The 22,389-nt window shown below is 59.2% G+C and carries 22 protein-coding genes; 17 read left to right on the top strand and 5 right to left on the bottom strand.

All coding sequences use genetic code 11. The annotated features are described in order from the left end of the window. Nucleotides 1–34 precede the first annotated feature (34 nt). The 16 genes from AACY44_RS07385 (at nt 35) to AACY44_RS07310 (ending at nt 16,154) form a co-directional block, all read left to right on the top strand. A complete protein-coding gene (locus tag AACY44_RS07385; RefSeq protein ID WP_339436873.1) occupies nt 35–1,528 on the top strand; it encodes an acetyl-CoA hydrolase/transferase family protein in 1,494 nt (497 codons plus the stop codon). Nucleotides 1,529–1,846: 318 nt separating this feature from the next. After that, nucleotides 1,847–2,059, top strand: a complete 213-nt coding sequence (locus tag AACY44_RS07380) for a DUF1127 domain-containing protein (protein WP_049710714.1) — start codon at nt 1,847–1,849, stop codon at nt 2,057–2,059. A 260-nt stretch (nt 2,060–2,319) separates the two neighbouring features. Next, complete coding sequence (locus tag AACY44_RS07375; RefSeq protein ID WP_339419140.1) at nt 2,320–2,505, top strand: DUF1127 domain-containing protein; 186 nt, start codon at nt 2,320–2,322, stop codon at nt 2,503–2,505. Between the two features lie 136 nt (nt 2,506–2,641). Next, nucleotides 2,642–2,962 carry a DUF2388 domain-containing protein gene (locus AACY44_RS07370; RefSeq protein WP_339419142.1) on the top strand — a complete coding sequence of 107 codons (321 nt, stop codon included), beginning with the start codon at nt 2,642–2,644 and terminating at the stop codon, nt 2,960–2,962. A gap of 80 nt (nt 2,963–3,042) precedes the next feature. Continuing rightward, a complete protein-coding gene (locus AACY44_RS07365) occupies nt 3,043–3,351 on the top strand; it encodes a DUF2388 domain-containing protein (RefSeq protein WP_339419144.1) in 309 nt (102 codons plus the stop codon). 39 nt (nt 3,352–3,390) lie between these two features. Continuing rightward, complete coding sequence (locus AACY44_RS07360) at nt 3,391–3,711, top strand: DUF2388 domain-containing protein (protein ID WP_049710717.1); 321 nt, start codon at nt 3,391–3,393, stop codon at nt 3,709–3,711. Continuing rightward, nucleotides 3,708–5,669, top strand: coding sequence for a DUF7844 domain-containing protein (locus tag AACY44_RS07355; protein WP_339436874.1), 1,962 nt, complete (start codon nt 3,708–3,710; stop codon nt 5,667–5,669). Before AACY44_RS07360 ends, AACY44_RS07355 begins: the two co-directional genes overlap by 4 nt. A gap of 376 nt (nt 5,670–6,045) precedes the next feature. Next, on the top strand, nt 6,046–7,353 hold the full coding sequence (locus AACY44_RS07350) for a CitMHS family transporter (RefSeq protein ID WP_339419150.1): 1,308 nt from the start codon (nt 6,046–6,048) through the stop codon (nt 7,351–7,353). Nucleotides 7,354–7,421: 68 nt separating this feature from the next. Further along, nucleotides 7,422–8,189, top strand: coding sequence for a TerC family protein (locus tag AACY44_RS07345; protein WP_049710720.1), 768 nt, complete (start codon nt 7,422–7,424; stop codon nt 8,187–8,189). Between the two features lie 211 nt (nt 8,190–8,400). Continuing rightward, entirely contained in the window at nt 8,401–10,059 is a 1,659-nt protein-coding gene (locus AACY44_RS07340; protein WP_339493789.1) for a Na/Pi cotransporter family protein, read from the top strand. A gap of 57 nt (nt 10,060–10,116) precedes the next feature. Further along, nucleotides 10,117–11,499 carry a M16 family metallopeptidase gene (locus AACY44_RS07335; protein ID WP_339529989.1) on the top strand — a complete coding sequence of 461 codons (1,383 nt, stop codon included), beginning with the start codon at nt 10,117–10,119 and terminating at the stop codon, nt 11,497–11,499. Between the two features lie 72 nt (nt 11,500–11,571). After that, entirely contained in the window at nt 11,572–12,603 is a 1,032-nt protein-coding gene (locus AACY44_RS07330) for a DUF5924 family protein (protein ID WP_339506619.1), read from the top strand. Nucleotides 12,604–12,657: 54 nt separating this feature from the next. After that, nucleotides 12,658–13,806: an ABC transporter permease gene (locus AACY44_RS07325; RefSeq protein WP_339419155.1), complete on the top strand. Its 1,149-nt coding sequence runs from the start codon at nt 12,658–12,660 to the stop codon at nt 13,804–13,806. Further along, nucleotides 13,803–14,606 carry an ABC transporter ATP-binding protein gene (locus AACY44_RS07320; protein WP_445261120.1) on the top strand — a complete coding sequence of 268 codons (804 nt, stop codon included), beginning with the start codon at nt 13,803–13,805 and terminating at the stop codon, nt 14,604–14,606. The genes AACY44_RS07325 and AACY44_RS07320 overlap by 4 nt, the downstream gene beginning before the upstream one ends. A gap of 1 nt (nt 14,607) precedes the next feature. Then, nucleotides 14,608–15,546 (top strand): MlaD family protein, encoded by a 939-nt coding sequence (locus AACY44_RS07315; protein WP_339438466.1) that lies wholly within the window; start codon nt 14,608–14,610, stop codon nt 15,544–15,546. Next, nucleotides 15,543–16,154, top strand: coding sequence for an ABC-type transport auxiliary lipoprotein family protein (locus AACY44_RS07310; protein ID WP_339419158.1), 612 nt, complete (start codon nt 15,543–15,545; stop codon nt 16,152–16,154). The genes AACY44_RS07315 and AACY44_RS07310 overlap by 4 nt, the downstream gene beginning before the upstream one ends. A gap of 92 nt (nt 16,155–16,246) precedes the next feature. Here AACY44_RS07310 and AACY44_RS07305 read toward each other — a convergent pair whose 3' ends face one another. The 5 genes from AACY44_RS07305 to AACY44_RS07285 form a co-directional block, all read right to left on the bottom strand. Then, nucleotides 16,247–17,476 (bottom strand): nucleoside recognition domain-containing protein, encoded by a 1,230-nt coding sequence (locus tag AACY44_RS07305; RefSeq protein ID WP_339438463.1) that lies wholly within the window; start codon nt 17,474–17,476, stop codon nt 16,247–16,249. A gap of 98 nt (nt 17,477–17,574) precedes the next feature. After that, nucleotides 17,575–18,906 (bottom strand): glutamate/aspartate:proton symporter GltP, encoded by a 1,332-nt coding sequence (gltP, locus tag AACY44_RS07300; RefSeq protein ID WP_339419160.1) that lies wholly within the window; start codon nt 18,904–18,906, stop codon nt 17,575–17,577. A 750-nt stretch (nt 18,907–19,656) separates the two neighbouring features. Then, nucleotides 19,657–20,124 carry an inhibitor of vertebrate lysozyme family protein gene (locus AACY44_RS07295; protein WP_339419162.1) on the bottom strand — a complete coding sequence of 156 codons (468 nt, stop codon included), beginning with the start codon at nt 20,122–20,124 and terminating at the stop codon, nt 19,657–19,659. A 2-nt stretch (nt 20,125–20,126) separates the two neighbouring features. Further along, nucleotides 20,127–20,291, bottom strand: coding sequence for a DUF1328 domain-containing protein (locus tag AACY44_RS07290; RefSeq protein WP_084378456.1), 165 nt, complete (start codon nt 20,289–20,291; stop codon nt 20,127–20,129). 80 nt (nt 20,292–20,371) lie between these two features. After that, a complete protein-coding gene (locus AACY44_RS07285) occupies nt 20,372–20,656 on the bottom strand; it encodes a hypothetical protein (protein ID WP_339419167.1) in 285 nt (94 codons plus the stop codon). Nucleotides 20,657–21,034: 378 nt separating this feature from the next. On the opposite strand from AACY44_RS07285, the gene algB reads away from it, so the two are divergent. Further along, entirely contained in the window at nt 21,035–22,381 is a 1,347-nt protein-coding gene (gene algB / locus AACY44_RS07280) for a sigma-54-dependent response regulator transcription factor AlgB (protein WP_339419169.1), read from the top strand. Nucleotides 22,382–22,389: the final 8 nt, after the last annotated feature.

The raw sequence follows: 22,389 nt of genomic DNA, 5'->3' as shown, positions 1-22,389 counted from the left end.
CGCACCTTGCCTCCGTAGCCCGAGATAACAATCCATGTACCGTGATCGTATCCGCTTGCCTTCGTTGTTGAACAAGGTCATGAGCGCGGCAGATGCCGCCGCACTGATCGAGGACGGCATGACCGTCGGCATGAGCGGCTTCACCCGTGCCGGTGAAGCCAAGGCCGTCCCGCACGCCCTGGCCGAACGCGCCAAGACTTCCCCACTGAAGATCACCCTGATGACCGGCGCGAGCCTGGGCAATGACCTGGATAAACAACTGACCGAAGCCGGCGTACTGTCACGACGCATGCCATTCCAAGTCGACAGCACCTTGCGCAAGGCGATCAACGCCGGCGAAGTGATGTTTATCGATCAGCACTTGTCGGAAACCGTCGAGCAACTGCGCAACAACCAGCTCAAGCTGCCGGACATCGCCGTGATCGAAGCCGTCGCCATCACCGAGCAAGGGCACATCGTGCCCACCACCTCCGTGGGGAACTCGGCCAGCTTCGCCATTTTTGCCAAGCAGGTGATCATCGAGATCAACATGGCGCACAACCCGAATCTGGAAGGGTTGCACGACATCTATATCCCCACTTATCGGCCAACACGTACGCCAATCCCACTGGTCAAAGTTGACGATCTCATTGGCAGCACCGCGATCCCGATTCCACCGGAAAAGATCGTCGCCATCGTTATCACCAACCAGGCCGACTCGGCCTCTACCGTGACGCCGCCTGACAGCGACACCCAGGGCATCGCCAATCACCTGATCAACTTCCTCAAGCAGGAAGTCGACGCTGGCCGCATGACCAACAAGCTCGGCCCGCTGCAGGCCGGGATCGGCAACATTGCCAACGCAGTGATGTGTGGGCTGATCGATTCGCCATTCGAAGACCTGACCATGTATTCGGAAGTGTTGCAGGACTCGACCTTCGACCTCATCGACGCAGGCAAGCTGAGCTTCGCTTCGGGCAGCTCGATCACCTTGTCAGAACGGCGCAATGCCGATGTGTTCGGCAACCTCGAACACTATAAGGACAAGCTGGTATTGCGCCCGCAGGAGATCTCCAACCACCCTGAAGTGGTGCGTCGCCTGGGCATCATCGGCATCAATACCGCGCTGGAGTTCGACATCTACGGCAACGTCAACTCCACTCATATCTGCGGCACCCGGATGATGAACGGCATTGGCGGCTCCGGCGATTTCGCGCGCAACGCGCACTTGGCGATCTTCGTCACCAAGTCGATTGCCAAAGGCGGTGCGATTTCCAGTGTGGTGCCAATGGTCAGCCATGTGGACCACACCGAGCATGATGTCGACATCCTGGTAACAGAAGTCGGATTGGCCGACCTGCGCGGCCTGGCGCCGAGGGAGCGGGCACGGGTGATCATCGACAACTGTGTGCACCCGGCCTACCGCGATGCGCTGAACACTTACTTCAATGCTGCTTGCGCCCTCGGTGGGCATACCCCGCACATCCTGCGCGAGGCACTGAGCTGGCACATTAACCTGGAAGAAACGGGGCACATGCTCAACGCGTGATTGATACAGATTCGAGCTGATGCAAATACAGTTTCATCAGCTCGGCACCTTCCTTGCGATTTTATGAAAAAACTGTACTGCTGTACTGGTCATTTCCTACCCTGATATTCCACACACCTCACTGAAAATGCCTATTTCGCACCCATTTAGTGCGGACAGGTACAGTTGCCCCTTTTTCGTACAGTACAGCACCCTTAAACAGTTAACTGCCCTCTCACAATACAAGTGAACTGTATCTAGAGAGTCTTGCGTCGGAAGAGGATCATTGGCATCAGTTAAACCACTACCTAATCCCGCCACAAGCGGAAGGATGTCATCATGGAACGTACACTCAGTTCCGATCTGTTCTCTGAAAAAGCTGTAAACAACCAAGCTGCCATGCCTCTGCGCGTTCTGGCCAACCTGATGTTGTGGCAGCGCCGCATCTCCAGCCGTCACCAACTGGCTCGCCTGGATTCGCGTCTGCTGGCTGACGCAGGTATCAGCGAAGCTCAACGTTACGAAGAGCTGAGCAAGCCGTTCTGGCGCTAACTTAGCGCTCGCTGGCCCTGACCCACCGGGTCCACTGCCAGCACTGATTCTTCAAAATAAAGCCCGCCCCGGGAAACCGGAGGCGGGCTTTGTTGTTTCAGCGAGGGTGGTTTTGAACGGGAAAACAGAAGCCTTTCATACCGATAGGTACAGTTTAAAAAATATACCAGTTAAGCAGTACAATTTAGTCTTGGTTTATCTGTACCGGTCGCAACGGCTTGCCCAACATGGTGTTTCAGACCTCATGAAAAGTAACCGCCATGGATAAGCCGTCCCCTCTTTATAAGCGGCTCTTGCACCAGACAACCTCCATCCTCGCTAAATGGATGCGCCGCACCTACGAACGACGCCAGCTGTCGCGGCTTGATGGTCGGGAGCTGTCGGATCTCGGTATCAGCCATGGCGACCAAATGGCTGAGCTGTCCAAGCCATTCTGGCGTGACTAGGCAGTCAAGGCGCTTCCCGAACGGATAAGTGTCGGCTTAATATCCACTCAATACGTGGCGAACCGCCTAGCACGAGCGTCTGATCCAGAATGGTTGCCCTGCGCCACCTTATCCGTTCATCTACAGGAGTCACCCCATGTCCCGTCTTCGCCTGCTGAGTGCTGCTGCCCTGTTGGCCCTGGCTGCCAATGCCAATGCGACCAGCTTCATCGTGACCACCGACTCCATCGTCGGCGCGCTGAAGGCCACTTCCGACGCCAGCTCCGATGCCACTTCGTCCCTGCGTGACAATAAGGTCGTGCGCGCCGCTCGTGACGACGCCGCCAGCTTTGTCGCCAGCGAAGGCGCCATTCGTGGGGTAAAACTGGAAAGCGCCCTGGCGCAGATTCGCCAACAGGCTCCGCAACTGAACACCGCGACTGACGCCCAACTGGCCCAGGCCATCCTGTCTATCTGACGACAGGACGGATGCCTGGGCGCTGGCTCTCGCCTGGGCATTGCGCTAGCCTTGGCGCTCACTTTCAGTAGTCGAGTCCCATGGCTTTTTCATACCGCCTTTTAATAGTCCCTTTGATATTTTCCGCCGGCTGGTCGCCACTGTCTTCGGCCTTTGACCTGACCACTCAGAGCACAGTCGCCAGCGCGTACGCCACCAGCAAAGTGACCTCTGCACCCTTCGACAAAAAAGTGATAATGGCCGCCCAGGACGACGCTGCCGCGTTTATTGCCACAGACGGGCAATGGCGGGGTGCACGGCTGGAGTCGGCGCTGGATTACCTGCGCCGTAACGAACCAAAACTTAACGCCAGCGACCTTGAACTGGCGCAAGCAATTCTCGTCCAATAATCATCTTTGTATTTCCATCTTTGTATTTGGAGTTATTCCATGCGTAGCCCGCTGATCGCCGCCACCCTTGGCCTGCTGTTGTTGGCCGACGTTGCCCAGGCGCATACCCTGGTTGCCACCAGTAACATCATTGTTCGCGCCTCTGGCCGCACCATTGATTTCACCTCGGACACCACCACCTCCATCCGCGATTCCAAAGTGGTGCGCGAAGCCCACGATGACGCCGCCAGTTTCGTGGCTACCAACGGCGAGATCCGTGGCGCGCGATTGGAAGCCGCCTTCGACACCCTGCGCACACGCTTGCCCGAAGCCCGTGACGCCAGTGACCAGACGCTTGCTGAAGCTATCCTCGCACTGTGAGGCGAATCGCCGCCTGGCTCCTGGCCGGGGCTGTGCTGCTGTGTGCCAGCGCGGCCCAGGCCAGCCTGCAACTGCGGCTCAAGACCGAGGGCTTGAGCCCCGCTGAACAAGAGGCCAGCCAGGCATTGCTCGACGAAGCGATGCGCTCTTTGCCGCCGCGCTTTATCAAGCAGTTGGACCGTCGCATCGATGTTGGCTGGACCGACAAGATGCCCGAAAACGCCTATGGCCAAGCCTCCCTGGTGTCCGAGCTGGACCTCAACGGCAACCTGCTCGCCAGCCTCACCGACGGCAGCGCCGCCACCCAAAAAACCAATCGCCCCCACGGCACTGTGCGCCGGGAAATGCTCGCCACCGTGCTGCATGAACTGACCCACATCTATGACCGTGCGCGCCTGTGGTCCAAAGAAGACCGTGCGCTGATCAATCGTTGCAGCCGCCAGAACAACCTCACCGGCCTCATCGGTCTGCCTGATCAATGCCGTGGCCAGAATGGCCGACGCTTTACCCTCAGCGATGACCCACGCCTGCTGGACCTTGCCGGCTGGCCGCAATACGTTGGCCGTCGCGGCGAGCGTGAGCAGAACAATCACCAGGTCGCCCGCAGCCCGGACATCTACGAAACCACCAGCCCGCTGGAATTTGTGGCCGTCAATATGGAGTACTTCCTCCTTGACCCGAGCTACGCCTGCCGCCGCCCCTCACTGTTCCGCTATTACAAGGAACACTTCGGCTGGGCCCCGCCCGAACAAGACACCTGCGCCAAGAGCTACGCATTCCTGAACGCCGGCAACGACTTCGCCAAGACACCGCTGGGCCATGTCGACCCGGAGCGCGTGTACGAAATTGACTACCTGCTGGCCGAGGCCAACCAGAACCTGGTCAGTCGCTGGGGTCACAGCATGCTGCGCCTGGTGATTTGCGCGCCGGGGCGCCCGCGAGGGCCGGATTGTCGGCTGGACCTGGACCAGCATCTGGTGTTGTCCTACCGCGCTTTTGTCGGTGATGTACAGTTGTCGAGCTGGGATGGCCTGGTCGGCAAGTACCCATCGCGACTGTTTGTACTGCCGCTGGCACAAGTGATCGACGAGTACACCAAGACCGAGTTGCGCGGCTTGGCCTCTGTACCGTTGAAACTGACCCGCCAGGAAATCAACGACACTGTCGAACATGCCGCCGAAATGCACTGGAGCTACGACGGCAACTACTTCTTCATTTCCAACAACTGCGCAGTGGAAAGCCTCAAGCTGTTACGCAGCGGCAGCGCCAACCCACAACTGACCGGCCTGGATAACATCACCCCCAATGGTTTGCTGGAGGTCCTGAGCGCTCGCGGCCTGGCCGACACAACTGTACTGGACGACAAGCGCAAGGCCCTGCGCCTGGGCTATCACTTCGACTCGTTCCGCGAGCGTTACCAAGCGATGTTCGATGTGCTGCGCAAACACCTGCCGATCAAACAAACCCAGGTCGAAGATTGGCTGTCTCTCAGCGCAGAGGAACGTCGCCAGTGGTTCGGCCAGGCCGACCTGCGCACCAGCGCCGCGTTGTTGCTGCTGGAGCAGGCGAGCTTTCGTAAACAGTTGATGCTGGCCCAGGACGAGGTCAAACAACGCTACCTCGGCGCTCGCGAGCTGAAAAACGGTGGCATGGAGAAAGCCAACGCCACGTTGCAACAGATCCTCGCCAACAGCGGCTTCCTCAGCCGCCCGGCGGAGCTGCTGGGCAGCGGTGGCTACGGCCTGCCGCAACCGTCGGAATCCAAGCGCCTGGAATCGGAAAGTGCCGAGCGCCAGAAGCAACTGCAATCGCTGACCGGCGAATTGGATAAAGAGGTGAGGGCGCTGCTGGAGCCTTCCCGCTCCGCCGAAATTGCTGCGTGCGAAGCCAACCTCAAGCAGGTGGGCGAGCATTTGCGGGCATTGCATAAAGCGGCGGGCGGCTTGGAGCTGCCCTGAAAAACTCGCGGCAGACACCTTTCAAATATGGGAGCTGGCTTGCCTGCGATGCAGACACCTCGGTCGTTCAGTTGAACCGAGGTGATGCAATCGCAGGCAAGCCAGCTCCCACATTTGATCTGTGTAAACCTGAAAACCGTATGTCTGGCCTCCATCACCTGTTTTATCAGCGAAAGCTGGCTGAAAGCTTTCGCGACTAGGATCACCTCCAACTGCCGGCAACAGACCGGCTGTACACAACAACAATGGTGATTCCCGATGTCCGCCCGTACCCGCCTGTTCGCCCCAACTCCACCCGTACGCCTCGTGCCTTTCGTTCTGCGCTGACCCCCACCGGTTCGCCATTCCCTAGCCGCGCTACGCCTGGAGTATTCCTATGCTGACTTTCCTTGGCTTTGCCATGGTCATCACGTTCATGTTCCTGATCATGACCAAGCGCCTGTCCGCGCTGATCGCGTTGATCATCGTGCCAATCCTGTTCGCGCTGTTCGGCGGCTTCGCACCGAAGATCGGCCCGATGATGCTCGAAGGCATTACCAAGCTCGCGCCGACCGGCGTGATGCTGATGTTTGCCATCCTCTACTTTGCCCTGATGATCGACTCCGGCCTGTTCGACCCGGCCGTGCGCAAGATCCTCAAGATGGTCAAGGGTGATCCGCTCAAAGTCTCCGTCGGCACCGCTGTGTTAGCCCTGGTGGTGTCCCTCGACGGTGACGGCGCCACCACCTACATGATCTGCGTGGCCGCCATGTTACCGCTGTACCAGCGCATCGGCATGAGCCCGCGGATCATGGCCGGCTTGATCATTCTCGCCGGCGGCGTGATGAACATGACCCCCTGGGGTGGCCCAACCGCCCGTGCCGCCAGTGCGCTGCACGTGGACCCCTCGGATATTTTCGTGCCGATGATCCCGGCCATGGCCGCCGGCGTGGTCGCGATCCTGGTGATCGCCTACATGTACGGCAAGCGCGAACGTGCGCGCTTGGGTGAACTGCACCTGCAAGGTGACGAGATCGACCACAGTGAAATCAGCGTGTCGCAATTCCCGGATGCCCGCCGGCCGAAACTGATCTGGTTCAACGGCGCGCTCACCCTGGCGCTGATGTGCACCCTGATCGCCGGTCTGTTGCCACTGCCGGTGCTGTTCATGGTGGCGTTCAGTATCGCAATGATCGTCAACTACCCGTGCCTGCAACAGCAGAAAGACCGCGTCGCCGCCCACGCCGGCAGCGTCTTGGCGGTGGTGGGACTGATCTTCGCCGCCGGTATCTTCACCGGCATTCTTTCCGGTACCGGCATGGTCGACGCCATGTCCAAGAGCCTGCTGGCGGTCATCCCGGAAGCGATGGGCCCGTACATGGCGGTAATCACCGCGCTGGTCAGCATGCCGTTCACCTTCTTCATGTCCAACGACGCGTTCTACTATGGCGTACTGCCAGTGCTCGCCGAAGCCGCCAGCCACTATGGCATCACCGCCGTCGAAATGGCCCGCGCGTCTATTGTTGGCCAGCCTGTGCACTTGCTCAGCCCGCTGGTACCTTCGACCTACTTGCTGGTAGCCCTGGCCGGTATCGAATTTGGCGATCACCAGCGCTTCACGCTGAAGTGGGCAGTGCTGGTATGCCTGTGCATAATGTTCGCCGCATTGCTGATGGGGATTTTTCCGCTGTTCAGCACTCTATAATCGTACCGACTCACCCACCGCGCGGCGCTGCAGCTTGCGCGGTTTAACACTTGCTCAAAGGAATACACATGGAATGGCTGACCAATCCGGAAATCTGGATTGCCTTCTTCACCCTGACGGCCCTCGAGATCGTCCTGGGTATCGATAACATCATCATGATTTCGATCCTGGTCAGCCGCATGCCTAAGCATATGCAGGCGCGCACCCGGATCTTCGGCCTGGCGCTGGCCATGGTCACGCGCATTCTGTTGCTGCTGTCGATCACCTGGGTGATGCAACTGACCAACGACCTGTTCGTGGTCTTCGGCCAAGGCATCTCCGGTCGCGACCTGATCCTGTTCTTCGGTGGCCTGTTCCTACTGTGGAAAAGCTCCCAGGAGATGTACCACGCGCTGGAAGGTGAAGACGAAACCCACGAAGAGCCAGGCGGCAAGGGTGGCAAGTTCATCTACACCATCATCCAGATCGCGATCATCGACATCGTGTTCTCCCTGGACTCGGTGATCACCGCAGTCGGCATGGTTTCCCATGTGCCGGTCATGGTTGCGGCGATTGTCGTGGCAGTGCTGGTGATGATGCTGGCGGCCGGCACCATCAGCGAATTCATCGACAAGCACCCGTCACTGAAGATGCTCGCGCTGTCGTTCCTGCTGGTCGTGGGTACCGTGCTGATCGCCGAATCGTTCGATGTGCACGTGCCAAAAGGCTACGTCTACTTCGCCATGGCGTTCTCGCTGGCGGTGGAAGCGGTGAACATCAAGATGCGTACCGCCATCGCGAAAAAGCGCAAACAGCAGGATCCGGTGAAACTGCGCAAAGATATTCCGGGTCAATAAAACTGACTCGCTGCTGAAAAAGGGGCTTTCGAGCCCTTTTTTCTCGTCTGCAAAAAGCTGATTTCATGACAGTTTTGTTTCAATCCCCACTTTAGCTATGCGATGCTGGCGCAGAGCCCATTCGCCAACTACAGCTTAATTACAAGACGTAAAACGGCAGCGGCAATTCTCATTTGCGTCGATTGGCGCACACCCACACGGGGGGCCGAGCATGCTGACCTTGCTCAATCTGCTTTCCGCCGTGACCCTGCTTATCTGGGGCACGCACATCGTCCGGACCGGCATCCTGCGGGTCTACGGCTCCAACTTGCGCCAAGTCATCGGGCAGAACATGTCCAAGCGCTGGCTGGCATTTGTCGCCGGTATCCTGGTGACTGCCATGGTGCAGAGCAGCAACGCCACAGCGATGCTGGTGACTTCCTTTGTTGGCCAGGGCCTCATGGGCCTGATGCCCGCCCTGGCGACCATGCTGGGTGCCGACGTCGGTACAGCATTGATGGCGCGCGTGCTGACCTTTGACTTGTCTTGGCTGTCACCGCTGCTGATCTTTCTCGGGGTGATTTTCTTCCTGTCGCGCAAACAGACGCGGGCAGGGCAGTTGGGCCGGGTCGGGATCGGTTTGGGGCTGATCATCCTCGCACTGCAACTGATCGTCGAAGCCGCCGGGCCGATCACCCACGCCCAGGGCGTGAAAGTGCTGTTCGCTTCGTTAACCGGCGACATCCTGCTCGACGCCCTGGTCGGCGCCTTGTTCGCGATGATTTCCTACTCCAGCCTGGCCGCCGTCCTACTGACCGCCACCCTGGCCGGCGCCGGCGTGATCGGCCTGCACGTGGCCATCGGCCTGGTGATCGGCGCCAACATCGGCAGCGGCGTGCTGGCCTTCCTCAGCACCAGCATGCAAAACGCCGCCGGCCGCCAGGTGGCCCTGGGCAGCTTGCTATACAAATTGATCGGCCTGCTGCTGATCATCCCGGTACTCGACCCACTGGTGCTTTGGATGGATGGCCTGGACTACAGCGCCCAAGGCATGGTCATCACCTTCCATCTGCTCTACAACGTCAGTCGTTGCCTGATCCTGTTGCCCACCATCGGACCGATGGCGCGGCTGTGCGCCTGGTTGCTTCCGGAACAACAGGAGGCCAACGGCAAGGCCAAGCCACGCCACCTCGACCCAACCGCCCTCGCGACGCCCAGTCTGGCCCTGGCCAACGCCGCCCGGGAAACCCTGCGCCTGGGCGACTTGATCGACAACATGCTGACCTCGATGCAAGAAGTACTGCGCGGCAAACAGACCGCTATCACCCAGGAAATGCGCAGCCTCAGCGACGATGTCGAAGCGCTCTACAGCGCGATCAAACTCTACCTGGCGCAAATGCCCCGCGAAGACCTCAGCGAACAGGACAGCCGTCGTTGGGCCGAGATCATTGAGTTGTCGATCAACCTGAAACTGGCCGGCGACTTGATCGAACGCATGCTACGCAAAGTCCAGCAGCAGAAAACCTCCCAGCGCCGCCAATTCTCTGAAGTGGGCCTGGAAGAACTGACCGGCCTGCACGGCCAACTGATCGCCAACCTGCGCCTCGGCTTGTCGGTATTCCTCAGCGGGGACCCGGAAAGCGCTCGCCAATTGCTGCGCGAGAAGCGCCGTTTCCGCGCCCAGGAACGCCGTCTGGCCCACGCCCACGTCAGCCGCCTTCAGCACAAAATCGTACAGAGCCTGGAGACCAGTTCCCTGCATCTGGAACTGATTGCCGACATGAAACGCTTGAACTCGTTGTTTTGCAGCAGTGCTTATGTAGTGTTGGAAACGTCCGACACCGGCGCGCTCTCCGCCGAAGATATTGCCGACATCACACACTCGCCCTGAACGGATGATGGCCCGTGAAGTCAGTTAAAGCTGACCTCACTCGCCAGGAAGCTTGTTATGCGTCGCCTGTTATTCGCTTGCCTGTTCATGAGCTGTGCCCACGCCTTTGCCTTTGACCGCCTGCAAGTCGAGGGCTACACCTTGCCCAACGGCCTGCAATTGCTGCTCAAACCGGGCACCGAGCGCGGGCACGTGGCGATTCGCCTGGTGGTGGGCGTAGGGCTGGATGACTTCAGTTGCGAGGACAAAGAGCTGCCGCACTTGCTGGAGCACTTGCTGTTCAGCGGCATCGACGGCGGCGGCGAAGGTGACCTGGAAGACCGCATGCAGGCACTGGGCGGCGAGTGGAACGCCTACACCAGCAATGCCGACACCACCTTTGTGATCGAAGCGCCCGCGCAAAACCAGCGCAAGGTGCTCGACCTGCTGCTGGCGATCATCACCCGTACGGAACTGACCGACGCCAACATCAACGCCGCCAAACACGTGGTCGAGCGCGAAGACGGCGGCCACTATTCACACCTGCAACGCCTGCTGGACCGCCAGGACCTGGGCCACACTGCCAGTAATCAATTGGCCGTTGAACTTGGCCTCAAGTGTGCTGAACGTGCGGAGGTCAATCACCTGACCCGCGACCAATTAGAGAAGCTGCGCAAAAACTGGTACGCGCCCAACAACATGACGCTGATCATCGTCGGCGACCTCGACAAACTGCTACCGGCTTATCTGGAACGCACCTATGGCCAACTCGACCCGGTCGAGCCGACTGAACACCCCGCGCTGCCCGACATCCAGCACGCCGCCGCCAGCCATCGCGAATTGATTCACGGCTGGGTGGGCGACAGCGCCAAGCTGCACTGGCTGTTTCCCGAGCCGGTGCTGGACGACCAGCATGACGAAACCTACGACTTGCTCAAGGACTACCTCGACTGGGCGCTGTACCGCCAACTGCGCCTCAAGCACGGCTTGTCCTACGGCCCCTGGAGCGAGCGCGAAGTACTCGGCGGCGTAGGCTTCCTCAGCCTGAACGCCGACCTTGAGCGGGAAAACCTCCCCGAAGCCGAACAGGTACTCCAGGACCTAAAGGCGCAACTGCTCAAGGACGGCCTCGACCCTGCGGTATTCGCGCGCTTGCAACAAGCTGCCATCGCGCGCCAGGCGTGGGCCGTGCAAGGCAACAGCGCGTTGGCCGACTACTACTGGAGTGCATCTGGCGATTACAACAAAGGCCGCTTCAGCGACCCGGTCAAGCGCATCAAGGCGGTGAGCCTGGACCAGACCAACCAAGCCATGCTCCAAGTGCTCAAGCAGCCAGGCTACTGGCGCTTCGAGAAACCGCTGCTGAGCTATGACGCACTCAGTTGGATCGGCGCCGGTGTACTCGGGCTGATCGCCATTGTGTTGATTGGCGTGCGGGTTTATCGCAAACGGATCGCGTAATGGGGCACCGGACGACGGGCTAAGACGCTATTCTGTCTCGGATTTTTCCCTACAAAGACTGCGAACCGCCGAATGCTAAACCTGACCCGCATAATCACCCGCATCCTTGAGCTGATGAAGCGCTACCCAGGGGTGATTGCACTCGGCGGTTTTATCTCGGGTGTGTGCAGCTTCATCCTGGTGGATCGCCAGCAAGGCATGGCGAGTTGGATCGCCGTGATCATGCTGGTGAGCTGGCTGTGGCTGATGTTGGAAAACAGTTTTACCCAGCTGTTCACCAAAGTCTTCAAGCGCGAAATCCCCGAACCCCTGTTGCGTTACGCGACACAGATGATCCACCAGGAAAGTCTGTTTTTTGTGCTGCCGTTCTTTTTTATCACCACAGCATGGAACAGCGGCCAGTCGATTTTTACCGGCTTGCTCGGTGCGGCGGCACTGGTGTCGATTGTTGACCCGCTGTATTACAAATGGCTGGCGCCCAAACGTTCACTGTTCCTCGCGCTGCACACCTTCACCCTATTCGCCGCTCTGCTCACTGCACTGCCGATCATCCTGCACTTGACCACCGCCGAGAGTTACAAGCTGGCCCTCGGCGTCGCGATGGCGCTGTCGATTCCAAGCCTGGCGGTAAGCCTGCCGCTACGCAGCGTCAAAGGCTGGGCGATGCTGCTCGGGGTCACCGCTGCCATAGGCTGCGCCGGATGGTTCCTACGCAGCTGGGTACCGCCAGCCACGTTGTGGATGACTGAAGTCGCCATCAGTACCCAACTGCAAGACCGCACGCCAGGCGACGACCTCAAGGAAGTCAACGCCGCGCAGCTGCGAAGCAGCGGGCTGTACGCCTACACCGCGATCAACGCCCCACGCGGGCTGGATGAACGGATCTACCACGTGTGGAAGTTCAACGGTAAAGAGGTCGACCGCATCGCCTTGGATATCCATGGCGGACGCAAAGAGGGCTATCGCGCCTGGACCCATAAACAGAATTTCCCAAGCGACTCGGTAGGCCGCTGGCAAGTGCAGGTTTTGACAGAAGACGGGCAGGTGATCGGCGTACTGCGTTTCAACGTCACCGACACAGCACAAGCGGACAATCCAAAGTAGGACGTATCGTGCTATTACGTAGGAATTGTGGATAGCCAAACAAGCTCGGAGCTTATGACCACCCGTACGACCGCCGGCGCAGCCCACCTCGATACGTCCACCACCCCGCCACAGCTGAGGATTACGGGGGACTGGACGCTTGCCCACTATGCCAGCCTGAAGAAGCTGTCGGACAAGCTCGACGGCCAATACGATGCCGGCGCGCGCATCGACCTCAATGGCCTCGGCGCGCTGGATACCGCGGGCGCCTCGCTGCTGGTGGAGTTGCTGGGGCCGACCCGTATCGAGCAATCCGCCGAGCAGACCGATTGCAGCCTGTCAGCCGCCGACCGCGCGCTGTTGAAGACCGTCTACCGCTCCCTGAACGATTTTTGCGTGCCGCAGAAAGCACCGGAAGAAGCCACCGGCATCCAGCTGCTGGCGCGCATCGGCCGGGCGGTGGACACCGTCTGGCAGGACAGCAAAAAACTGCTGGGCTTTATCGGCCTGATTCTCGAAACCTTCGCTCGCGGTATTTTCCGCCCCAAGCGCTGGCGCATCACACCGATGGTCGCGCACATCGAACAAACCGGCCTCGACGCTGCGCCCATTGTGGCCTTGCTGACCTTTCTGGTCGGCGCCGTCGTAGCGTTCCTGGGCGCCACGGTGCTCAAGAGCTTTGGCGCGACGATTTTTACCGTGGACCTGGTGGCGTTCTCTTTCCTACGCGAGTTCGGCGTGTTGCTTACCGCCATCTTGATCGCCGGCCGCACAGCCAGTGCCTTTACCGCGCAAATCGGCTCAATGAAGGCCAATGAAGAAATTGACGCCATCCGCACGCTGGGCCTCGACCCGATGGAACTGTTGGTATTGCCGCGCGTGCTGGCGTTGCTGGTGTCATTGCCAATGCTGACCTTTCTGGCAATGCTCTCCGGGATTGTCGGTGGCGGCGTGGTCTGCGCCGTGGCGTTGGATATATCGCCGGCGATGTTTCTCTCGCTGCTGCAATCGGACATTGGTGTGCAGCATTTCCTGGTGGGCATGGTGAAAGCACCGATCTTCGCCTTCTTGATTGCCGCCATTGGTTGCCTGGAAGGCTTCAAGGTCAGTGGCAGTGCCGAATCGGTCGGCGCTCACACCACCTCCAGCGTGGTGCAATCGATTTTCGTGGTGATCGTGCTGGATGCGGTGGCTGCGCTTTTCTTCATGGAGATGGGCTGGTGAGTCGTCTGCACCGGGCGCCCAGTGAGGCGGTGATCGAAGTGCGCGGGCTGTGCAATCGCTTTGGCAGCCAGAGCGTGCACGAGAACCTCGACTTGGATTTGTATCAAGGCGAGATCCTCGCGGTCGTCGGCGGGTCCGGCAGCGGCAAGTCGGTGCTGTTGCGCAGCATTGTTGGCCTGCGCAGGCCCAGCGAAGGTGAAGTGCGGGTATTCGGTAAAAACCTGCCCAATCTCTCGGAACACGAACGCTCGCTGATGGAACGACGCTTCGGCGTGCTGTTCCAGAAGGGCGCACTGTTTTCCTCGCTGACCGTCACCGAAAACGTCGCGCTGCCACTGATTGAACACGCCGGCCTCAGCCGCCGCGACGCCGAGCACTTGGCTGCGGTCAAGCTGGCCCTGGCCGGGCTGCCGCTGTCGGCGGCCGACAAATACCCGGCCTCGTTGTCGGGCGGCATGATCAAGCGCGCGGCCCTGGCCCGTGCGCTGGCGCTGGACCCGGACATCCTGTTTCTCGACGAACCCACCGCCGGCCTCGACCCGATTGGCGCGGCGCAATTCGACCAACTGATCCTCACCCTGCGCGATGCATTGGGCCTAAGTGTGCTCCTGGTCACTCACGACCTGGATACGCTGTACACCATCACCGACCGCGTGGCGGTGCTGGCACAGAAGAAAGTGCTGGTCGCCGGTGCCATCGACGTCGTCTCGGAAACGGACAACGTGTGGATTCACGAATATTTCCACGGCCCTCGGGGCCGCGCGGCATTGGATGCCGCTCAATCGCTTAACGAGGTATGACATGGAAACCCGAGCCCATCATGTGATGATCGGTCTGTTCAGCGTGATCGTGGTGGTCGGCGCGATGCTGTTTGGCCTGTGGCTGGCTAAGTCCAGCATCGACAGCGCGTTCCAGGATTACGAAGTGGTCTTCAACGAAGCCGTCAGCGGGCTTTCCCAGGGCAGTTCGGTGCAGTACAGCGGCATCAAAGTGGGTGACGTTATCAGCCTGCGCCTGGACCCCAAGGACCCGCGCCGCGTCCTCGCGCGCATCCGCCTGGCCGGCCAGACGCCGATCAAGGAAGACACCCTGGCCAAACTGGCACTGACCGGTATTACGGGCACCTCGATCATCCAGCTCAGCGGCGGCACGCCCCAAAGCCCCGAACTCAAAGGCAAAGACGGCAACCTGCCGGAAATCATCGCTTCGCCTTCGCCCATCGCGCGCCTGCTCAATAACAGTAACGACTTGATGACCAGCATCAACCTGCTGCTGCACAACGCCAACGACATGTTCTCCGCGCAGAATGTCGAGCGCCTGAGCAACACATTGGACCACTTGGAAAAAACCACGGGGTCGATTGCCGACCAGCGTGGCGACATCAAGGTGGTGATGCAGCAACTGATGCAAGTGAGCAAGCAGGCCTCTGCCGCCCTGGAGCAAACCACAGTGCTGATGCGCAACGCCAACGGCGTGCTCAACGATCAAGGCAAACAAGCCTTTGGCAGCGCCGAGCAGGCCATGAAGTCTCTTGAACAGAGCACCGCCACCATCAACACCTTGCTGACAGACAACAAGAGTTCGGTAAACAGCGGCATGCAAGGCCTCAATGAACTGGCACCGGCCGTGCGCGAACTGCGCGAAACCCTCGGCTCACTGCGCGCCATCTCTCGCCGCTTGGAAGCCAACCCCAGCGGCTACCTGCTGGGCAGCGACAAAAACAAGGAGTTCACGCCATGAAGCGTGCTTACCAAATGATCGCCCCTGTGGCCCTGGCGCTCGTGAGCGCGTGCTCGATTTTGCCCAAGGCCGACCCTTCGGATGTGTATCGCCTGACCTCGGCCCAGACCACCACACAGGGCACCCCGGTAGCCTGGTCGCTGCGCGTGACCAAGCCGCAGACCAGCGAATTTCTCGACAGCCCGCGCATTGCCGTGGTGCCCAATGGCGACCTGATCAGCAGTTATGCGAACTCGCGCTGGAGCGATCCGACGCCGGTGCTGTTGCGCAATCGCCTGCTGGACGGGTTTCAGCGCGATGGGCGGGTAACGTTATTGAGCACCGACGAAACCAATCTGCAGGCCGACTATGAGCTGGGCGGGCAATTGCAGGCATTCCAGAGTGAGTACCGGGGCGGGGCGGTAGAGGTGGTGATACGTCTGGATGCGCGGCTGGTGCGGGGGAGCGATCAGCGGATAATTGCCAGTCGACGATTTGAGGTGAGGCAGCCGGTGAATGACACCAAAGTGCCGGCCGTGGTGGCTGGGTTTGGGCAGGCAGGGGATCAGCTGACTAAGCAGGTGGTGGATTGGGTGGTTGCGCAGGGCAATAATGCACCGAAACGCTGAGGGCCTCTTCGCAGGCAAGCCAGCTCTCACATTTGACTGTATTCACGCATCCAAATGTGAGAGCTGGCTTGCCTGCGAAAGGGGTTTAAGCCTCAGCCAAAGAACCAGTAGCACACCGCAATCGCCGCCACGACGCCGGCAAACTCCGCCAGCAACGCACATCCCACCGCATGCCGCGCCCGCTGGATCCCCACCGAACCAAAATAAACCGCCAACACGTAAAAGGTGGTCTCGGTACTGCCCTGAATCGCCGCCGCCACCAATGCCGGGAAGCTGTCTACGCCCTGGGTTTGCATAGTCTCGATCAGCATCGCCCGCGCGGCACTGCCGGAGAACGGCTTGACCATGGCAGTCGGCAAGGCATCCACAAACCGCGTATCCATGCCGGTCCAGGCCACGACGTGGCGAATACCTTCCAGACCAAACTCCAGCGCGCCGGATGCTCGCAGCACGCCGACGGCACACAGCATCGCCACCAGGTACGGCAGCAGATTCTTGGCCACATCGAAGCCTTCTTTGGCGCCTTCGACGAACGCCTCATACACCTTCACCTTACGCAGCGCGCCGATCACTAGGAACAGCATGATCAGGCCGAACAGCGTGAGGTTGCCAAGGATCGACGACAAGCCAGCCAATGCGGTGGCGGACAGCGTCGCCAGCAACGCCATGAAACCGCCCAGCACCAATGCACCCGGAATCAAATAGGCCAGCACCACCGGATCCCACAGACGCAGGCGCTGTATGATCGCCACTGACAACAGACCCACCAATGTAGACGCACTGGTCGCCAGCAGGATCGGCAAAAACACCAGCGTCGGGTCCGCAGCACCTTGCTGCGCGCGGTACATGAAGATGGTCACCGGCAACAGCGTCAGCGAAGACGCGTTTAGCACCAGGAACAGGATCTGCGCGTTACTCGCCGTATTGGGGATGGGGTTGAGTTCCTGCAATGCCTTCATCGCTTTCAAGCCGATGGGCGTTGCCGCGTTATCCAGGCCCAGGCCGTTAGCTGCAAAATTGAGGGTGATCAAGCCAATGGCGGGGTGGCCGGCGGGCACTTCAGGCATCAGGCGGCGAAACAACGGGCCCAGCGCCTTGGCCAGCCACTCGACGATCCCGGCTTTTTCGGCGATGCGCAAAAAGCCCAGCCACAGCGTCAGGGTGCCGAACAGCAGCACCATCACTTCCACCGACAGTTTGGCCATGGCGAAAATGCTTTCGACCATTGCCGCAAAAATCCCGGCATTACCGCCAATCAGCCATTGCGCCAGTGCTGACACCATTGCCACGACAAAGAAGCCAAGCCACAGGCCATTGAGCATCAGTTGAACCCCCCAAAGAATGGGGCGAATGATAACGGGGCTGGCAGAAACGACAAACCCCGGAATTTTCCGGGGTTTGTTTAAGAGCCGTCGTGCTATCAGCTGCGCGTGGCTTGGCCGACCGGCAGCGCTTGCTTGCTGCGCCAGTGCGGCAGGGAGTTCCAGTAACGCTCGCCCTTGGCATCGTCGTACATGCCTTCCCAACGGGAGATGACCAGTACGGCCAGGGCGTTGCCGATCACGTTAAGCGCAGTACGCGCCATGTCCATGATGCGGTCGACGCCGGCGATGAACGCCAGGCCTTCCAGCGGAATGCCCACGCTGCCCAGGGTAGCCAGCAGTACCACGAAGGACACGCCCGGTACGCCGGCGATACCTTTGGAGGTGACCATCAGGGTCAGCACCAGCATCAGCTGCTGGCCGATCGACAGGTCGATGCCGTACAGCTGGGCAATGAAGATCGCCGCGATGCTCTGGTACAGGGTCGAACCGTCGAGGTTGAACGAGTAACCCGTCGGCACCACAAAGCTGCAAATAGCCTTCGGCGCGCCGTAGGCTTCCATCTTCTCGATCACGCGCGGCAGCACGGTTTCGGAGCTGGCGGTGGAGTAGGCCAGTACCAGCTCATCCTTGAAGATGCGCATCAGCTTGACCACCGAGAAGCCGAACAGGCGGGCGATCAGGCCAAGGATCACGAAAGCGAAGAACAAGATGGCGACGTAAACCAGAATCACCAGCTTGGCCAGCGGCAGTAAGGAGGCGAAGCCAAAGTTGGCCACGGTCACGGCGATCAGTGCGAATACGCCGATCGGGGCGTACTTCATGATCATGTGGGTAACTTTGAACATGCTCTCGGACACGCCCTGGAACAGGGTCACCAGCGGCTCACGCAGCTCAGGCTTGAGGCTCGACAAGCCCAGGCCAAACAGCACGGAGAAGAAGATGATCGGCAACATTTCGCCACGGGCCACGGCGGCGAAGATGTTCGATGGGATCAGGTTGAGGATGGTCTCGATGAACGCATGCTCATGCTGCACCTCGGCGGCAGTCGCCTGGTACTTGGAGATATCCACGGTACCCAGGGTACTCATGTCGATGCCAGCACCCGGGTGGAACAGGTTGGCCAGCAGCAGGCCAACCACGATGGCGATGGTGGTGACGATTTCGAAGTAAAGGATGGTTTTGACGCCGATACGCCCGAGTTTTTTCGCGTCACCGACACCGGCAATGCCGACGATCAGCGAGGAGATCACAATCGGGATCACGATCATCTTGATCAGACGGATAAAGATATCGCCCGCTGGCTGCAACACATTGCTGATCCACCAGGCCTTTTCAGCGCTGAAATGGTTGAGCACAGCACCGATTGCGATCCCCAGCACCAAACCGATGAGGATCTGCCAGGCGAGGCTTAGCTTTGCCTTCTTCATGTCATTACCCTTACTTCAAGTGAACTTAAGGCAAACGCGCCAGCTGCAACGCCCGAGGGCGAAAAAGTGTGTGCATCTGCCTCCATGGAAGGTCACCGCAGCGTGGCCGAAATGGCTTACTGGCAGGCGAAAAAAGGCGCAACTATTCCCATGCAAGGGAGCGACGTCTAATGCCGTAAACGCCTACCCTATGCCGAATCGGCATGGTCTTTTTTCATAATAACTGTCCGAACGGTCAGTTCAAATGTGACATTTTGTCCGACAAACATGCCGTGAACCTGCCAAACCCGGCTCGCGCAGAGATTCAGCACGTGTCGCGAGCATTGCCATAAATACTTGGGAATTCCGCTGTTTAGTGTCAGAAATACCTTAAAGGCCCACATTAATTTTCTCGATAGATGGTCGAGCCGACACACTAAGAAATGGTTGGGATCGAGCAGAACGGAAATTTGCGACTATGGAAGGTATAGGCAGGTATATGGAGAGGGGCAAAGAGGCAAAGCATTTACGTCATAAGCGCGCCGCAAATTCAGCAAGCCATAAGCTTGTGAACCTGCGTCGCAGCCTTTCGCCTGACCCGGCCCTTTCGCAGGCACTCCCTGTACCCGTAGGTCACGCCGATCGCGATTGATCAGCACAACCCGGCCCCTTGGTCATGCACAGCACTTGGCGTGCTGTGCAGACAGAAAGAAGCGAGGCGCTTCTTTCAGTGGACGCCAGCTCCGCAGACGACATCGCGTCAGGCGGAACCTAGTACCAATTCGGATCTTTCTTCAATTGCTCCATCAGGAGCTTCTGCATACCTTCGTCCGGCTTGCCGATAAAACGGTAGTCGGCATGCCGCGTGGGCGATTTGTCCGCCGGCAGGCCGGCCGGGACCTCAACCAACATGGCGTAGGCATCTTCCTTGTCGAAGCTGAAGGCAACGATCAAGCGCTTGTTCAGGCACGTGTCAGCGGTTTCGCAGAGCGGCCCAACCAAATACTTATCACCGTCTTCTTCCACGGCATTCATTTGCTCGGCCGTGCCCGACAGGTTCAATACCCATTCTGGCAGACGCTCTTCTTTCTTCACCACGCCTTGCCAGGTTTCACGGTATTGCGGGTCCGAGCTGAGCAATTCGTTGGCTCGGGATTGGCCGTCATTGGCGGCCATCACCAAGCTGCTACCGCCCAGAAGCAGGGCGGCAGTAATGGCTTTGAAGGACAGAGTGGTCATTTTCAGCCTCGGCCGCGACGACCAAAGAAGAAAGAAACGATGAACATCACCAGGAAGACCACAAACAGGATTTTTGCGATACCCGTCGCGGTGCCCGCGATGCCACCGAAGCCCAAGACTGCAGCCACAATGGCGATGATCAGAAATGTGATTGCCCAACTCAACATGGTGATTCTCCTTATCGTTCTTTAAGAGGTAACAGCTGTGGTGCCGTACAGCCACTCAACACGAGTAGCCTTTGTGTTGCCTAGAACACCCAACGCTCTTGGGATGGCAGTTCACTCAGGGAAGACGCCTGGTCAACCATCCGCAATTGCGGGGCTGTTGCGCTGGGAGCAACGCTGCCAACGGAACGGAAATGGGTCTGGGTCATGGCCGGACGCTCAAACTGAGGAACCTGCTGCTGACTCTGCTGCCAATGTTGCAACTGCTGAACACCAATCAACGTGACAATCAGCGCCAAGCTGGCAAACAGCCCTTGCTGCAAGCGCAGTGGCGATACACGCAATTGGCTAAGGCTTTGGCGAGTCATGCTGCTGTTCTCCCACATTTTGATTATTCGTGAGAGGGATATTGCAGAGCGCATGCCAGTTTTTTTACAAAATAAATATCAACAAAATCAATAGGTTATCTATTAATAGATCACCATGAACCCAGCATCCTGCACGATCCCCTACTTGGCGCCGTGCGAAATGCACGATGGCCAGCGGTCGGATCAAGGGATAGAAAGCGCAAGGTGTGTTGCCGAAGTGGCAAGACGGCTTGAAAACGCCATCAGACGGCGCTTTTTAGACAGGGTTGCAGATACCTGCACGACGTCGCCATTTATCAATCAGAATAAACCATGCAACTTGCCCGATTATTCCGGGACTAAACACCATCATTCATACTTTTAGGGAGCGCGGGACAGATGGAATCAGCCAAGGAACTTCAAGGCCGCATTCTTTTAGTGGATGACGAATCCGCGATCCTCCGCACCTTCCGCTATTGCCTGGAAGATGAAGGCTACACAGTGGCTACCGCGAACAGCGCTGCCCAGGCCGATACCTTGATGCAGCGCCAGGTGTTCGACCTGTGCTTCCTGGACTTGCGCCTGGGCGAAGACAATGGCCTGGATGTATTGGCCCAGATGCGGATCCAGGCGCCCTGGATGCGCGTGGTGATTGTGACCGCCCATTCGGCGGTCGACACCGCTGTTGATGCCATCCAGGCTGGCGCCGCCGACTACTTGGTGAAGCCTTGCAGCCCCGACCAACTGCGCCTCGCCACCGCCAAGCAACTGGAAGTGCGTCAACTCTCTGCGCGCCTCGAGGCCCTCGAAGGCGAAGTGCGCCAACCGAAAGATGGCCTCGACTCCCACAGCCCGTCGATGATGGTGGTACTGGAAACCGCACGCCAGGTGGCCGGGACAGATGCCAACATCTTGATCCTGGGTGAATCCGGTACCGGTAAAGGTGAGCTGGCGCGAGCCATTCACGGCTGGAGCAAGCGCTCAAAGAAATCCTGTGTGACCATTAACTGCCCATCGCTGACCGCAGAGCTGATGGAAAGTGAGTTGTTCGGTCATAGCCGTGGGGCCTTTACCGGTGCCAGTGAAAGCACCTTGGGCCGCGTCAACCAAGCAGATGGCGGCACGCTGTTTCTCGACGAGATCGGCGACTTTCCACTCACGTTGCAACCTAAATTGCTACGATTCATCCAAGACAAGGAATACGAGCGTGTGGGCGACCCTGTCACCCGTCGTGCCGATGTACGTATCCTCGCGGCCACCAACCTGAATCTGGAAGACATGGTGCGCGACGGCCGCTTCCGAGAGGACTTGCTCTATCGCCTCAACGTGATCACCTTGCACCTGCCGCCGCTGCGCGAGCGAAGTGAAGACATCCTGACCCTGGCCGACCGTTTCCTGGCGCGCTTCGTCAAGGAATACGCCCGACCTGCACGCGGCTTCAGCGATGAAGCGCGCGAAGCGCTGCTCAACTATCGCTGGCCGGGGAATATCCGTGAGCTGCGCAACGTAGTGGAACGCGCCAGCATCATTTGTCCCCAGGATAAGGTCGAAATCAGCCACCTCGGGATGTCTGAGCAGCCGACCAACAATGCGCCGCGTATCGGTGCGGCGCTGAGCCTCGACGAGCTGGAGAAGGCACACATCGGCGCCGTCCTCGCGACCAGCGACACCCTGGACCAGGCGGCTCGCACCCTGGGTATCGACGCGTCGACCCTGTATCGCAAACGTAAACAGTACAACCTGTGAGCTGTAAC

Origin of the sequence: Pseudomonas sp. RA_15y_Pfl1_P11, from assembly GCF_963970975.1 — a bacterium.
Taxonomy (GTDB): Bacteria; Pseudomonadota; Gammaproteobacteria; order Pseudomonadales; family Pseudomonadaceae; genus Aquipseudomonas; species Aquipseudomonas tritici.
The sequence above is the reverse complement of the archived record's forward strand: the minus strand, read 5'-3'. Positions and strand labels throughout refer to the sequence as shown.